The following is a 14036-nucleotide window of genomic DNA, read 5'->3' on the forward strand; positions in this document are numbered from 1 at the left end:
GGGCATGCCGAGCCTAGGCGAGGCACCGAGTGGAGGGGCAAGAGCGTTTTGCTTACTTTTGCGCTCTATCAAAAGTGAGCCGCTGTAAGAGCGGAACCCCTATCAGCAAAAACGCAAACAACGGATATGTACCCCACAAACCAACCCTTACATCAACCCAACCGCGCCGCCGCCCGCGCCACAATCTCACCACGCACCCGACGCGACTCCGCCGTGCGTTTATGGGCCTCTTCCAGCACATGCGCGGGCGCAGTCTCCGGGCTGCCCGAATCGAACGGCGGCGCCGGCGCGTATTCAATCTGCAACTGCACCAATTGCGCGGCCGCCTCGCTGTACAACTCTGCCGCGAGGGTCAGGGCAAAGTCGATCCCGGCCGTGATACCGCCACCGGTGAACAGGTTGCCGTCACGCACCACCCGCGCCTGCACCGGGATCGCACCGAGCGGCGCGAGCAGGTCGTGGTAGGCCCAATGCGTCGTCGCCTTGCGCCCGCGCAACAAACCCGCGGCGCCCAGCACCAAAGAGCCGGTGCACACCGACGTCACGTAACGCGCCGAATTCGCCTGGGCCTTCAGAAAATCGAGCGTGGGCACGTCTTCCATCAGCGCGCCGACGCCGGAACCGCCGGGCACACAAATCACATCCAGGCTCGGGCAGTCGGCATAGGTGGTTGTCGGGGTGAACACCAGGCCGGTGCTGGAGGTGACGGGCGCCAGGTCCTTCCACACCAGGTGCAGTTTCACGTCCGGCAGCGAACCCAGCACGTCATAGGGGCCGGTAAGGTCCAGTTGCTGGATGCCGGGGAACAACAGAAAGCCGATCTGCAAGGTCATGAATGAGGCTCCGATAAGGGGGGTGGACGGCTTCACTCTAGTGGCCTAGGCTTTGGCGAATACGCCATTGAACCCACGAATCACGCCAATCATGCCTCGACTCATCCACGTACTCGCTTTTGATAATGCCCAGGTGCTCGACGTGACCGGGCCATTGCAGGTCTTTGCGTCGACCAATGACCTGTATCGCCAGCGCGGGCTGCCGTTGCCCTACGCCGTGTCGGTGATTGCTGCACAGTCAGCACCGGTAATGACCTCCGCCGGCCTGGCGCTGGTGGCCGAGCCGCTGCCCGCCTTTGATAAGCCCAGCGACACCCTGGTGATCGCCGGAGGCTGGGGCGTGTACGGCGCCGCCGAAGACCCGGCGCTGGTGGAGTGGGTGCGCGAGAAAGCCCGGCACACCCGGCGCATGACCTCGGTGTGCACCGGCGCTTTCCTGCTGGCCGCCAGCGGTTTGCTCGACGGCTGCCGCGTGGCCACTCATTGGACGCGCTGTGAAGAACTGGCGCGCAAGTTTCCGGCGCTGACGGTGGAGTCCAACCCGATCTTCATTCAGCAAGGCGCGGTATGGACCTCTGCCGGGGTCACGGCCGGCATCGACTTGTGCCTGGCGCTGGTAGAGGAAGACCTCGGCCGCGCCGTCGCCCTGGAAGTGGCGCGGCACCTGGTGGTGTTTCTCAAGCGCCCGGGCGGGCAGTCGCAATTCAGCGTCGCCTTGTCCCTGCAAAAGGGCGACAGCCGCTTCGCCGACCTGCACGCCTGGATGGCGGAAAACCTGACCCTGGACCTCAACATCGCAACCCTCGCCGCGCAAGCTGGCATGAGCGAGCGCAGTTTCGTGCGCCACTACCGTACCGAGACCGGGCAAACCCCCGCGCGCGCAGTCGAGCTGATTCGCGTTGAAACTGCGCGCCGGCAACTGGCCGACAGTGTGGCGTCGATCAAGCGCATCGCCGTGCAATGCGGTTTTGGCTGCGAGGAGACGCTGCGGCGCAGTTTCCTGCGCACCCTGGCGGTCACGCCCCAGGCCTACCGCGAGCGTTTCTGCGACCCCGCTTGAACGAAAACGTACACATCTGGATCAAGGTGCTATGTTGGCGGGATTACCTTTTCCGCAGTGATCTCCCCCAACTGCGCCGCTATTCCCTCCGCCCCCCCGGCGTGACCTGCCTCATGAAACCAATGCCTGCGATCAGCACCGATCCTCTGCGGGACGATTGCGCGAGCGAGCCCATTCATATTCCCGGGACGATCCAGCCCCACGGAGTGTTGTTAACGCTGAGCGAGCCCGCACTGGTGGTGCTGCAAGCCAGCACCAATGCGAATGCCGAGTTGGGCCTGGGCCCGGCGCCGTTGTCCGGGCAGGCCTTGGGCAGCCTTGTCGGCGATGACGCGCTGGTCAGCCTCCGCAGAGCGTTGGCCGACCTGGACGCCGATGAAGACGAGCTGCATCAGGTGACGCTCAATGGCATGCTGTTTGACGCCTTGTTGCACCGCCATCAGGGTTTGCTATTCCTGGAACTGGAGCGCTCCGTGACGCCTCGGCATGCCGCCGCGCTGCACGTGGCGCGCACCTTGCGCCGCCTGCAGTCGGCCAGGACCCTTGATGGGCTGTACCAGACATGCGTCACCGAGATCCGCGCACTGACCGGCTATGACCGCGTCACCTTGTACCGTTTTGAGCAGGAAGGGCATGGCAAAGTCATCGGTGAATCCCTCAGTGACGGCATGCAGCCGTACCTGGGCCTGTGTTTCCCCGCCTCGGATATTCCGCCCCAGGCCCGTGAACTCTATCGACTGAACTGGATTCGGGTGATTCCCGATGCGGCCTATGTGCCGGTGCCGATCCTGCCGGCCATGCGCCCCGACAACGGCCGCGCCCTCGACCTCAGCTTCGCGGTGCTGCGCAGCGTTTCGCCGGTGCACTGCCATTACCTGAAAAACATGGGCGTGCGCTCATCCATGAGCATCTCTCTGATCAAGGACGACCAGCTCTGGGGCCTGATCACGTGCGGCCATCGCGAACCCCTGCGCGTGCCCCATGAGTTGCGCATGTCGTGCACCAGCATCGGTCAATTATTGTCGATGCAGATCACCTTTCTTCAGGAAAAGGAGGCGCGGCGTCAACAGCAGGAAAAAACCGGCATGATCGACGCACTGGTCAGCGCCATGGCCGCTGACACGGGCGACGTGATGGAAAGCTTGCTGCCACACGCGCAAACCCTGTTGAACCTGACGGCCGCCACAGGGCTGGCGATTCTGGTGGAAAAACGCCTGCATCTCTTCGGTGTTTGCCCGAGCGAGGCTGACATCCGCGCCTTGTATCCGTGGATTCAACAGCAGGGCAAAGGCGTGGTGGTCACCCACCAATTGTCTGCCGACTTCGCGCCGGCCGCCGCCTATCAAACCCAGGCCAGCGGCGTGTTGGCGTTTCGCTTGCCCAAACCTGTGGACAATGCGGTGATGTGGTTTCGTACCGAGGTCCAAACCACCGTGCAGTGGAGCGGAGAGCCCATCAAACACCGCGATGAGCCGACTCAGGCCCTGAACCCGCGGCTGTCATTTGAGCGCTGGAAGCAGGCGGTCGACGGCCAGGCGCTGCCGTGGTCGGCCTCGGAGCTGCAGGCGGTCGAGAGCCTGCGCCGCAATGCCCTGGAACATGACCTGGCGCGGCAAGTGCAGCGCGAACATGCCGCCGTGCGCGCACGGGATGAAATGGTGGCGGTGGTTTCCCACGACTTGCGCAGCCCGTTGACGATCCTGCTGATGCAATGCGGCATGATGCGCAAGATGGTGCCCGCCGATGACACCAAGGCCACCCATCGCTTGAACACGGCGATTCAAACCATGCAGACCGCGACGTCGCGGATGAACACCTTGCTCGAAGACCTGATCGACATCTCACGCATTGAGGCCGGGCGTTACCAGGTGACCCTGCAACCGCTGGAAGTGGCGGCGACCCTGGACCAGCTCGGCTTGATGTGGCACCCGCTGGCGGCGGCCAAAGGCGTCAATCTCACCTGGCGCAGCGAGCCGGGGCTGCGCGTACTGGCGGACCCGGAGCGGCTGTTCCAGGTGTTTTCCAACCTGCTCGGTAATGCCCTGAAGTTCACCGACCTGGGTGGGACGATCGAAGTGATTGCCCAGGCAGCAAACGAGGAAGTGCTGTTTCGTGTGTGTGACAACGGCTCCGGCATCGGCGCGGCGCAATTGCCCTTCATCTTTGAGCGCTATTGGACTTCCCGCGAGAGCAACCCCACGGGCACCGGTCTGGGTTTGTATATTTCCCATGGGATCATCGAAGCCCACGGCGGCACGCTCTGGGCGGAAAGCGTGGAGGGGCAGGGCAGTGTCTTCAGTTTCAGGATCGGGGCGGCGCACTGACTCACGTGCGATCGAGTAACTCGCAGATCGCCGCAAGCGTAGCCGCCGGGGCTTCCTGGGGAATGTTGTGACCTACGCCAGCCAGGACCTCGCGCCGGTACACGCAGTTGAAATGCTCCACATCGTCATCCTCCACCGGGGCCGGGCCTACACCGTCATCGGCGCCGCACAGGGAAATGGTCGGTACCGAAATCGGCGGTTGCAGCGCCAGGGCTTGCTCGATGGCCTCCAGCGCCGGGTCGCCAGGCGCGTACATGAAACGGTGGCGGTAGGAGTGAACCACCACCTCGACGAAGTCCGGGTTATCAAACGATGGCGCGGTCTGGCCGTACAGGCCCGGCCCCTCGGCCCAGCTCGGCGACCACAGCGTCCACAGCAACTCGCAGAGCGCCCGGCGATTGGCAGTCAAACCGTCCACGCCGCGCTGGGTGTGAAAGTAGAACTGGTACCACAACCGATGCTCCGTTTCAGGCTGCCGAGGCTTGAGCGAGCCGGCGATGTCCTGGATGTTGTAGCCATCCCCGGTCACCAACCCGCGCACTCGCTCTGGCCACAACGCGGCGACAATGCACGCGGCGCGTCCGCCCCAGTCATAGCCTGCGAGCGTGGCCTGAGGGATGGACAGCGCATCCATGAAATCCAGCAGGTCCTGGGCCAGCGCCGCCTGTTGCCCGGAGCGCATCACCTGGTCATTGATAAACCGCGTAGGGCCATAACCGCGCAGGTACGGCACCAATACCCGGCAACCGCGCTCGGCCAGGGCCGGCGCAATTGCATCGTAGCCACGCGGGTCATACGGGAAGCCATGCAGCAGGATCACCGGCTCACCGTCCTCGGGGCCGTGGGTTTCATACGCCACATCGAGCATGGGCGTGCGGACAAACAGCAGCGGGGCGGTGGTGGTCATGGTGGACTCTGTCGAAGTAACCGAAGAAGCAGGAACTCTAGTCGAAACGGATGACGGAGAGTGGTGTGGTTTGAGGCAATGGTCTTACTTGTCTAGACCCAGGTCGGCGCTGCTCAGCACATGCTTGAAATGATGCCGCCACACATCCACCCCCAGTTTCCCCGTGCGATCCAGCGACGAGCCCACCGTCAGGTCGCTGATCAGCGTCGGTTGCAAACCTGCATCGAACAAGGCAAACCCGGCCGCCAGCACGCACGTGTCGGTCTGAATTCCGCACACCAGCACACGCTCCGGCGCGAGGCTTTTGAGGTGGTCGATCGTCTCGGGCGTCGGCGCGTAGCCGTGTTTGATGAAGATGCGATCCGCCGCAATCAGGCTGTCGTCATCCGGTGCGGGCTGCCAGCCCAGTTGGCGGGCGAAGGGCGTGATGCTTTCGTCGTGGCGCTCCACGGTGGCCACCGACGGCAGGCGCCCAAGGAGGGCGTTGATGCCGTCGACCAACCAGGCGGGCGGTTTGAAGGAGGGTTGCACGTCGATGATCAGCAGTACCTGGCGCATGGGCTTCCCGTTATCAATCGAGCGGCTGCCCATTGTGCACAGGCCACCTCAGGGTTGCCAGGTGGTCTTCTCTCCGCTGAGCTTGCGGTCCAGGAACGTGGCTGCACTGATCAGCGCCAAATGGCTCAAGGCCTGGGGCGTATTGCCAAGGTGGCGGGCCTGGCTGTCGAATTCCTCGGCATACAGGCCCAGCGGGTTGGCGTAACGCAGCAGCTGTTCGAATTCCAGGTGCGCTTTCTCTACTTGCCCGGCGCGCGCCAGGCATTCGACGTACCAGAACGAACACGCGGCAAACGCGCCTTCAGTGCCTTGCAGGCCATCGATCTGGCTGTCGTCGTTGCGATAGCGGTAGACCATGCCGTCGCGCACCAGGCTTTTCTGGATCGCTTCGAGGGTCGACAACCAGCGCGGGTCGGTGGCCGCGACGAAGCGCACCAGCGGCATCAGCAGCATCGAGCCATCCAGCGCGGTGCTGCCGATGTGCTGCACAAAATGCCCGCGCTCTTCGTTCCAGAAATTGCTCCAGATGTCGGCGTAGATCGCCTGGCGCGTCTGGTCCCAGCGCGCAAACGGCGCGGGCAGCGAACGTTTGGAGGCCAGGCGGATCGCGCGGTCCAGCGCCACCCAACACATCAGGCGCGAATGCAGGAAGTGATGCTGCTCACCGCGCATTTCCCAAATGCCTACGTCCTCGGTGTTCCAGATTTCGCACACCTGATCGGCCACTTCCACCGTGTGTTTCCAGCCTTCGTGGGAAATGGCTTCGCCATATTTGTTGACCAGGTACACCGCGTCCATCAGCTCGCCATAAATATCCAGCTGGATCTGGTCGAACGCTTCATTGCCGATGCGCACGGGCTTGGCGCCGCCGTGGCCGCTGAAGTGATCCAGCTCGGTTTCCGGCAGTTCCTGGCGGCCGTCGATGCCATAGAGGATATTGATTTTGGTCGGCTGGCCGCAGCAATCGCTGACCCGGCCTTTGAGCCAGCGCATGTAGGCGTTGGCTTCCTCGACGAAGCCCAGGCGCATGAACGCATACACCGTGAACGAAGCATCGCGGATCCAGGTGTAGCGGTAATCCCAATTGCGCTCGCCACCCGGCGTTTCCGGCAGGCCGAAGGTGGCGGCGGCGATGATGGCGCCGTGTTTGCGCGAAGTCAGGAGCTTCAGCGCCAGGGCCGAGCGGTTGACCATTTCGCGCCAGCGCCCACGGTAGTTGGATTGGGCGATCCAGCCACGCCAGAACTTCAGGGTGTGCGCCAGGACGAGGTCGGTGCAGCCGCAGTCGACGCGCTCGTCGTCCACGCTGCCGAAGACGAATTCTGCGCCTTCGTCCTGCGCCAGGGAAAAGGTGGCGACGGCGGCATTGTCTTCGATCTGCAGCGGGTGGCTGCCCGCGAGGCGCAGGCCGGGCTGGCCGTCGGCGGTGAAGTGCACCTTGCCGTCGACATCGCTGGCGTGGGTCGGTGCGCGCGCGTAGTCATGGCGCACGGCGCAGCGCAGGTGAATGGTCGCCTTGCCGCTGACCACGCGCACGCGGCGAATCAGCAGCGGCAAATCGTCGATTTCTTCACTGATCACCAGCAAATCAGTGATTTCCACCACGGCCTCATCGCTGAGCCAACGGGTTTGCAGCACGTTGGTGTCGGGTAAATAGATCTGTTCGCGGCGGGCGTCGGGCAGGTCGGGCGTGAGTTGGAAAGTGCCCGCGTCGGGGGTGTCGAGCAGCGCGCAAAAGATCGACGGGCTGTCGAATTCCGGCCAGCAGAAAAAGTCGATGCTGCCCTTGTCGTTGATCAACGCCGCACTGCGCATGTCGCCGATGATGCCGTGGGCATCGATAGCGCTTTGGGGTTCGTTCTTTAAATCAACCATTGCCACGAAACTCCGGATAAAGGCTCATGCCGCCGTCAATGAACAGGGTACTTCCCACCACATAATCGGAGGCGTCGCTGGCCAGCCAGACCACAGCGTTGGCCACGTCTTCCACGTCACCGACGCGGCCATAAGGGATCAACTTGAGCAGTTCTTGTTCCGCTGCGCCTTCGGTGGCTGCGCGGTTGATTGCCGTGCGGATCGCGCCAGGCGCAATGCCATTGATGCGAATGCGCTGCTCGCTGACTTCCTGGGCGAGGGTGCGCATCAGCATTTCCACGCCGCCCTTGGACGCGGCGTAATTCACGTGCCCGGCCCAAGGGATGATCTGGTGCACCGAGCTCATGTGGATGATCTTGCCGGCGGCCCGTGACACGCCCTCGCGCACGCCCTGGCGATTGAAAATACGCACGGCGGCGCGGGCACAGAGAAACTGGCCGGTGAGGTTGACGCCGATCACGGTGTTCCAGTCATCGAGGGTCATGTCGACCAGGTTGGCGTCTTTTTGCAGGCCGGAGTTGGCGACCAGGATGTCCAGGTGGCCGAAGGCGTCGAGGGTCTGGGCGAACAGGCGTTCTACGTCTGCTTCTTTGGAGACATCGCCACCGACCGCAATCGCCCGCCCGCCGTTGGCGTTGATCTGCGCCGCCAGGGCCTCGGCCGGTGCCGCCTGGGAGTTGTAGTTAAGGACCACCGCGGCCCCGGCTTCCGCCAGTGCCTTGGCTGCACCCGCACCGATGCCGGAACTGGCGCCGGTGACCAGGGCCACTTGTTGCTGCAATGAAATCTGCATCGCCCACCCACCGTTTTATGAGAGTCCTTTCAGCTGACTAACGCGGCAGCGCACAAGTTCACCGGTGGGCCAGGCGACAGGTAGCAATTGCTCCGCTTAATAGGAAGCATTACTATTCACGCCCCCGCCTCCCCAGTGTTCACGCGATGACTCCTCAGCCGCCCCGCAGAACAGGCTTCTTCGAGCATTACGAAGAGTTGATCGGAACCTGGACACGCCGCCTGAGAAACCGTCAGCAGGCCGAAGACCTGGCCCACGACACCTTTGTGCGAGTGCTTGAGTCGCGTTCGACCGAGGTTGCGCAACCGCGTGCCTACTTGCACCAGACGGCGCGCAATATTGCGGTAGATGCCTATCGCCGCGAAGACCGCCGCGAGGCATTGGCGCTGGAAGCCTTTGATCAGAGCTCGCCCCACAGCGGCGACCCGGAGCAGTACATGCACGCGATCCAGCTGGCGGACTCTATCGAGCAGGCCTTGGCGGAGCTTCCGCTCAACTGTCGCAAGATCTTCATCTGGCAGAAAATCGAAGGCCTCACCCAGCAGGAAATTGCCGTGCGCCTGGGGTTGTCAAAAAACATGGTGGAAAAGTATATGATCCGCACCCTGCGGCATCTGCGTGACCGCCTGGATGCGATGGCCCCATGACCCGCTTTGAAACAGGATCTTCCATGATGGATAGCCATGCTCGCGATGAAGCCGCGCACTGGTTTGTACGCCTGCAAGACGCCGAGTTGAGCGCTGAGGAGCGCCAGCGCTTCGACGCCTGGCGTGCGCAAAAGCCTGAGCACCAATACGAGTTCGACGTGCTCCAGGGGCTGTGGAGCGCCACCGATTTGCTGCCCAAGGCGCGTTTGCAGGCGTTGTGCGAAGCGCCAGTCGAGCGTCCCAAGCGCCGTGGAATTGTACGGTATGCGGTCGCCGCCAGTGTGCTGGCGGTGGCCTTGGGGCTGGGGCTGTTCAGTGGGCTGGATCACCCCAAACCCTACAGCGCCGAGTTCAGTACGCGTGTGGGCGAGCATCGTCAGGTGGCGTTGCCCGACGGCTCGGTGATGGATCTGAACAGCCGCAGCGTCGTCGCGGTGCACTTTGAAAAGGGCCGCCGCGGCGTGGAGCTCAAACAAGGCGAGGCGATGTTCAGTGTCGAGCACGACACCAGCCGCCCATTTGTAGTGGCGGCCGGGGCAGGGCAGGTGACAGTGACCGGCACCCGTTTTGACGTGCGCCGGGATGACGACCAGACGCGTGTGGTGGTCGAGGCTGGCACGGTCAAGGTGCAAGGGCGCGCGCCGGATGACATCGTCACGCTCACTGCTGGCCGGGGGACGCATATCGACAGCCAGGGCAACGTAGTGGCGGCCTATGCCGTGAACCCCGAAGAATTGACCGCCTGGCGCACCGGCAAGCTGGTGTTCAATAACGCCAGCCTGGGTGAGGTGGCGCGGGAAGTGTCGCGTTATCGCGAGCAGCCGTTGCGCGTCAGTACGGCGGCGGTGAGTAACCTGCGCTTGACCAGCGTGTTCAAGGCCAACGACACCGATGCCCTGCTCAAGGCCCTGCCGCACATCCTGCCGGTCGCCCTGCGAACCTTGCCGGACGGCAGCCAGGAAATAATTTCACACTGACGTTCAGGTTTTTTTCGAGTTCTTCGTCTTCTCCTGCAACTGCAACTGGTTTGCATTAACAGCCGCACACTCTTGCGATTACAGGACTAGGTTCGACGTGAAAAAACTGGCCGTCTACACCCGTAAAGTGAACAACAATAAAATCTCCCGCTGGGCGCCGCTTGCGTTGGCGCTCGCCGTGAGTGCAGCGCTGCCTGCGGCCTACGCGGACGACGGTATCCATATCCGCGCCCAACCCCTGGGCGCTGCGCTGAGCCAACTGGGCCAGCAGACGTCCCTGCAAGTGTTCTTCAGCCCTGACATGGTTGCGGGCAAGCAAGCCCCTGCGGTCGATGGCAACCTGTCACCGGAACAAGCCCTGCGCCGACTGCTGCAAGGCAGCGGCCTGGATTACCAGATCGACGCCGGTTCGGTGACCTTGCGCCCGCTGAGCAACGGCACCGGTGAGGCGGGCTCGCCGCTGGAGTTGGGCGTCACAGACGTCAAGGTGGTCGGTGACTGGCTGGGCGATGCCAACGCCGAACTGGTGCAAAACCACCCTGGCGCGCGCACGGTTGTGCGCCGTGAAGCCATGGTGGAGCAGGGCGCGATGAACGTGGGCGACGTGTTGCGCCGTATCCCTGGCGTGCAGGTGCAGGAAGCCAACGGCACCGGTGGCAGCGATATTTCCCTCAACGTTGGCGTGCGTGGTCTTACTTCGCGCCTGTCGCCGCGTTCCACCGTGCTGATCGACGGCGTGCCGGCGGCGTTCGCCCCGTATGGCCAGCCACAGCTGTCGATGGCGCCGATTTCCGCCGGCAACCTGGACAGCATCGACGTGGTCCGTGGCGCCGGCTCCGTGCGTTACGGGCCACAGAACGTCGGCGGTGTGATCAACTTCGTGACCCGCGCGATCCCGGAGAAATTTTCCGGTGAAGTGGGCACCACCCTGCAAACCTCAGAGCACGGTGGCTGGAAACATGTCGACAACGCATTTATCGGTGGCACCGCCGACAATGGCATCGGCGTCGCGTTGCTGTATACCGGCGTGAATGGCAACGGCTATCGCGAAGGCAACAACTCCAACGACATCGACGATGTGATCCTCAAGACTCACTGGGCGCCCACCGATCAAGACGATTTCTCGTTTAACCTTCACTATTACGACGCCAGCGCCGACATGCCCGGCGGCCTGAACCAGAAGCAGTTCAGCGCCAACCCGTACCAGTCGGTGCGTGACTGGGACAACTTCACCGGGCGCCGCAAAGAAGTGTCCTTCAAGTACATCCGCCAGATCGACGACCGTACCCAAGCCGAAGTGCTGACTTACTACAACGACAGCTTTCGTGGCAGCAACATTGCCAACCGCGACTTGAAGACCATCGGCTCCTACCCGCGCAGTTATTACACCTTCGGCATTGAACCGCGGGTGTCCCATGTGTTTGACCTGGGGCCCAGCACCCAGGAAGTCAGCGTCGGTTACCGCTACCTCAAGGAGGGCATGCATGAGCAGGCCAGCAGCCTGAACCTGGTCGACAATGTGCCGACGCCCGGCGGGCAAAGCGATGGGCACGTTTACCAGGACCGCACCGGCGGCACTGTTGCCAATGCGTTCTATATCGATAACAAAATTGATATCGGCAAATGGACGATCACACCGGGTATTCGCTTCGAAGACATCGAGACCACGTGGCACGATCGCCCGGTCGTCGCCCTCAACGGTGTGCGCACTGTGGAGAAAAACCGCAAGATCGAAAGCAACGAACCGCTGCCGGCATTGAGCGTGATGTACCACATTTCCGATGCCTGGAAAGTGTTCGCCAACTACGAAACCTCATTCGGCAGCCTGCAATATGCCCAGATCGGGCAAGGTGGCCGGGTCAATCAGACGGCCGATGGCCTGAACCCGGAAAAAGCCAAGACCTACGAGATCGGTACGCGCTACAACGACAGCGTGTGGGGCGGTGAAGTGACGCTGTTCTACATCGACTTCTCGGATGAACTGCAATACGTCAGCAACGATGTGGGCTGGACGAACCTGGGCGCGACCAAGCACCAGGGCATCGAAACCTCGGCCCACTACGACCTGTCGAACCTGGACCCGCGCCTCGACGGTTTGAGCGCCAGCGCCGGTTTCACCTACACCAAGGCCACCGCCGAGGGCGATGTTCCATTCAAGGGCCGCGACTTGCCGCTGTACTCCCGTGAAGTGGCGACGGCGGGCCTGCGCTACGACATCAACCACTGGACCCATAACCTGGACGTGTATGCCCAGTCCGGCCAGCGCGCGCCAGGCACCGGCACCACCTACATCACCCAGGGCACCGCCGATGGCCAGTACGGCGATATTGCGGGTTATGTCTCGGTCAACGTACGCAGCGGTTATGACTTCGGTGCGCAGCTGTCGAACCTGAAAGTGGGTGTGGGCGTGAAAAACGTCTTCGACCAACAGCACTACACGCGCTCCAGCGACAACAATGCCGGGTTGTACCTGGGCGAGCCACGTACGTTCTTCGTACAGGCCAGCGTCGGTTTCTGACCTGCCAACCGATGTGAAAATCGCAGCTCAAGGGCTGCGATTTTTTTTGCCTTTTTCCGGGTGTCAGCGGGCCACTGACGGCGTGTACAGGAACTGTTTGCGTCAGTTTGCCACTCAAGGTGACCCAGCGGCTTTGATCGTACTGGCCGCTTTTCAGACTTTGAGTCAGGGCCCAGACATGACTGCAACTTCGTCTCAATCCGGCCAGCCGGGCCGCGGTGATGCTTTTCGCGGCATTGATCGTCCAGCCTCGTTGAAAGGCGAGGGCACCCCTCAGGACGCTCTCTGCGCGGCCCTGTCGAACGCTTACGCCGAAGAGGCGCGGCGCATGAAAGCCTTCGCGGGTCAACGCAAGTTCCGGGCGCCAGTTGCCGAAGATTTCGCCCGTGGCATGTTGGCGCCTGAACCTTCAAGACGCATGGATCAACGATTGCCGAGGCCGCCCAATGGCGCATGGGCAGTACTGCTCAATGGCCTGACAACGTGGTGGCGCAGCCTGTAACCGGGTTGAACACGCGCCGTGGCTTTTTTACATGCTGTTATTGGTATTCCCCTGCTGACCGGAACTATCGCCTTCAGCCGGCCACACATCGGTTGCTGGTTGCCCCTGTATTCCCTTTGACGAGGCAGGGCATCTCGGTGAGGGCCTTAAGGCCAGTGCAGATTTGGAAAGGGTGGGAGAAAACACATGAAAATTGAGGGTGCAATACCTCGCGTACAGCCAGCGGCCCTGGGTGCCACGGAGGTCAGCAGGACTTCGGCACCGTCCGTTGTTTATTCGGCCGGTCCGGAGCAGTACGGCCCGCCGGACATGCCGCCGCGGCGGCCTGTGCCACTGCGAGGAGCCTTGTCTTCGTTGCGCTACCAGGCGCTGCAGAACGCGCCAACAGCCCGCGCAGACACCACCGCCCCGGGGCCGAGTTCCAGCGACAGCCAATTGGCGGGCGAGTTGGAAAAGCACTTTGGTGAACTGCACGCTTATCTCAAGGACGGGCGCTTGACGCAGTCATCGCTCTGGCAAATTGCCGCTCAAGCGCTGACAGGAGATTGACGTGCGCGACCGTGTGATCCTGGTGGTCAGGGAAATTCTGAAGCGTCCCCTCTTGAATGACACGATCATTGATAACGAGGGCTATATCACCCGCGACAGCCTCAGTTTGGCCGCCGCCACTTTGCGACGTAACAGTTCACCCTGTACCTTCAGCCAGGACCCTTTTCACGGTCAAGGCAATGCGCAGGTCGTCCAGGCGCTGCAAGGCCATTTCAAGCAATTGCGGGACAAGCCCAAAGACCGCCCAGGTTTTTTTGAAACCCATGAGTATTTGGAAATCGCGCTGCTCAAGGCCGTGATGAATGATCCTGATGACATTGATTCACGCGGCCTGCCCATTCTGGAACCCACCACGGGGCTACCGCGCAAGAAGTACAGCGAGCACTGCGTGTACACGGCAAAAAACATCATCGAGCGCCCGGGTTTATTAAGGTCCTTGGAACGTGCGAATTACACGCGTCTGTTTAATCGTTCCAGGCACGAGGGGTGGCTG

Annotated in this window: 13 protein-coding genes; 8 read left to right on the forward strand and 5 right to left on the reverse strand. The window is 62.3% G+C overall.

What is annotated here, in order from left to right; genetic code table 11:
• Positions 1-152: 152 nt before the first annotated feature.
• Complete coding sequence (gene inhA / locus WBB95_RS27725; protein WP_424490474.1) at positions 153-833, reverse strand: isonitrile hydratase; 681 nt, start codon at positions 831-833, stop codon at positions 153-155.
• 91 nt (positions 834-924) lie between these two features.
• Between inhA and WBB95_RS27730 the strand changes: the two genes are divergently transcribed.
• Together WBB95_RS27730 and WBB95_RS27735 are read left to right on the forward strand one after the other, a co-directional pair.
• On the forward strand, positions 925-1893 hold the full coding sequence (locus WBB95_RS27730) for a GlxA family transcriptional regulator (protein WP_424490475.1): 969 nt from the start codon (positions 925-927) through the stop codon (positions 1891-1893).
• A gap of 113 nt (positions 1894-2006) precedes the next feature.
• A complete protein-coding gene (locus WBB95_RS27735) occupies positions 2007-4217 on the forward strand; it encodes an ATP-binding protein (RefSeq protein ID WP_424490476.1) in 2211 nt (736 codons plus the stop codon).
• A 1-nt stretch (position 4218) separates the two neighbouring features.
• Here the strand turns inward: WBB95_RS27735 and WBB95_RS27740 are convergent, their stop codons facing one another.
• The 4 genes from WBB95_RS27740 to WBB95_RS27755 form a co-directional block, all read right to left on the reverse strand.
• On the reverse strand, positions 4219-5124 hold the full coding sequence (locus WBB95_RS27740; protein ID WP_424490477.1) for an alpha/beta fold hydrolase: 906 nt from the start codon (positions 5122-5124) through the stop codon (positions 4219-4221).
• A gap of 84 nt (positions 5125-5208) precedes the next feature.
• Positions 5209-5682 (reverse strand): cysteine hydrolase family protein, encoded by a 474-nt coding sequence (locus WBB95_RS27745; protein ID WP_424490478.1) that lies wholly within the window; start codon positions 5680-5682, stop codon positions 5209-5211.
• Positions 5683-5730: 48 nt separating this feature from the next.
• Positions 5731-7557: a glycoside hydrolase family 15 protein gene (locus WBB95_RS27750; RefSeq protein WP_424490479.1), complete on the reverse strand. Its 1827-nt coding sequence runs from the start codon at positions 7555-7557 to the stop codon at positions 5731-5733.
• Positions 7550-8350 (reverse strand): glucose 1-dehydrogenase, encoded by an 801-nt coding sequence (locus tag WBB95_RS27755; RefSeq protein WP_424490480.1) that lies wholly within the window; start codon positions 8348-8350, stop codon positions 7550-7552. The genes WBB95_RS27750 and WBB95_RS27755 overlap by 8 nt, the downstream gene beginning before the upstream one ends.
• A 146-nt stretch (positions 8351-8496) precedes the next feature.
• Between WBB95_RS27755 and WBB95_RS27760 the strand changes: the two genes are divergently transcribed.
• The 6 genes from WBB95_RS27760 to WBB95_RS27785 all read left to right on the forward strand — a co-directional run.
• Positions 8497-8997 carry a sigma-70 family RNA polymerase sigma factor gene (locus WBB95_RS27760; RefSeq protein ID WP_424490481.1) on the forward strand — a complete coding sequence of 167 codons (501 nt, stop codon included), beginning with the start codon at positions 8497-8499 and terminating at the stop codon, positions 8995-8997.
• 23 nt (positions 8998-9020) lie between these two features.
• Positions 9021-9974: a FecR family protein gene (locus WBB95_RS27765; protein ID WP_424490482.1), complete on the forward strand. Its 954-nt coding sequence runs from the start codon at positions 9021-9023 to the stop codon at positions 9972-9974.
• A 97-nt stretch (positions 9975-10071) separates the two neighbouring features.
• Positions 10072-12492, forward strand: coding sequence for a TonB-dependent siderophore receptor (locus WBB95_RS27770; protein WP_424490483.1), 2421 nt, complete (start codon positions 10072-10074; stop codon positions 12490-12492).
• A gap of 178 nt (positions 12493-12670) precedes the next feature.
• On the forward strand, positions 12671-12994 hold the full coding sequence (locus WBB95_RS27775; RefSeq protein ID WP_424490484.1) for a type III secretion protein: 324 nt from the start codon (positions 12671-12673) through the stop codon (positions 12992-12994).
• Between the two features lie 186 nt (positions 12995-13180).
• On the forward strand, positions 13181-13543 hold the full coding sequence (locus WBB95_RS27780; protein WP_424490485.1) for a hypothetical protein: 363 nt from the start codon (positions 13181-13183) through the stop codon (positions 13541-13543).
• Position 13544: 1 nt separating this feature from the next.
• Positions 13545-14036: type III secretion effector protein (locus WBB95_RS27785; RefSeq protein WP_424490486.1), on the forward strand; the 492-nt coding region annotated here is incomplete at its 3' end.

The sequence above is a fragment of the Pseudomonas sp. genome (assembly GCF_049645325.1).
Taxonomy (GTDB): Bacteria; Pseudomonadota; Gammaproteobacteria; order Pseudomonadales; family Pseudomonadaceae; genus Aquipseudomonas.